Origin of the sequence: Blautia sp. MSK.20.85 (genome assembly GCF_013317245.1) — a bacterium.
Taxonomy (GTDB): Bacteria; Bacillota; Clostridia; order Lachnospirales; family Lachnospiraceae; genus Blautia_A.
The window spans coordinates 1-1,356 of record NZ_JAAIUN010000076.1 but is presented as its reverse complement, the minus strand read 5'-3'; the positions used below and the strand labels follow the sequence as shown (position 1 = coordinate 1,356).

Below are 1,356 nucleotides of genomic sequence, written 5' to 3'. Positions count from 1 at the left end.
CCATCGCAGAAAGCAGGGTATCTTCTGTGTACTGTTTCGGTGGCTGTGTAAAATGTTCCGATACAAAAGAATCACAAGGACCGTAATGCTTACCTGCCCAGATATCCAGCTCCGGCTCTTCTTTCTCACTCTTTACGCCAAAGAACTGTTTCATTTTATTTTCGATTGCCTTGAATCCTTCCTGCTTTGTTTTCTTTGCCGTGAGATAAAACGTATGATAATTACAGGTAATCTGGCTTTTATGGCTTTCATAAATATAAGGATCTGCAGTTGCTGTCAGTACCCTGGCACTGATCAGATACAAAATCTTGCGGTTTCGCTCTTTCAGTTTACCTATATCTGCCTTTGCTACTTCCATGGTCGGGATAATTGCATGGTGATCAGATACTTTCTTTGAATTTAATACCTTACTCACGTCCGGTTGATATTCCAGGCTTTCAGCATAAGGCATTTCCCCAAGTAACATCTGAATCAGAGTTTCTGTGCTTTCTCCCATCTCATCTGTCAGATACTGGCTGTCTGTTCTCGGATAAGTGACAAGCTTCTGCTCATACATCTCCTGCACTGCATCCAATGTCTGCTGTGCGGTATAGCCAAACATTCTGTTAGCTTCCCTCTGAAGGGTGGTCAGATCATAAAGCTTCGGAGGGCGGACTGTTTTCTCTTTCACATCATCCTTTTCCACTTCGCACATCCGCTCCAGGCAGTCCGCAGCCACTTTATCTGCATCCTCTTTTTTCTGAAAATGCTCTGTAACTGCATCCATATCATCAAACTTGATATGAGCCATATAATATTTTTCTTTGGTAAATTCCTTAATCTTCTGATTTCGATCCACGATCATGGCAAGTGTTGGTGTCTGCACTCTTCCGACTTTCAGATTCTGGTTATACAGAACGGAAAAAAGACGGCTCGCATTGATTCCCACCAGCCAGTCTGCCTTTGCCCTGCAAAGTGCTGACTGATAGAGACTGTCATAACACGAACCGTCTTTTAATGACGCAAATCCATCTTTAATTGCCTGTTCTTCCATGGAAGAAATCCAGAGCCGCTTCATCGGCTTTTTGCATCCTGCCTGCTCATACACCAGACGAAAGATTAACTCTCCTTCACGTCCTGCATCAGTAGCACAGATCACTTCATCTACATTGGAATCTCTCATCAGTTTTTTCAAGATTCCGTACTGCTTCTTTGTTCCATCCAAAACCTTGTGTCTCCAGCATTCCGGCACAATCGGCAGATCTTCATATCTCCATTTTTTATATTTTTCATCGTATTCCGATGCATCGCATAATCCAACTAGATGTCCTACGCACCAGGAAACGATATAACCGTTTCCCTCCACGTAGCCATCTT

At 43.2% G+C, this 1,356-nt stretch carries 1 protein-coding gene; it reads right to left on the bottom strand.

Translation table 11 applies throughout. The features are described 5' to 3' along the window. Positions 1 to 1,356: DNA topoisomerase (locus G5B12_RS16925; RefSeq protein WP_174088942.1), on the bottom strand; the 1,356-nt coding region annotated here is incomplete at both ends.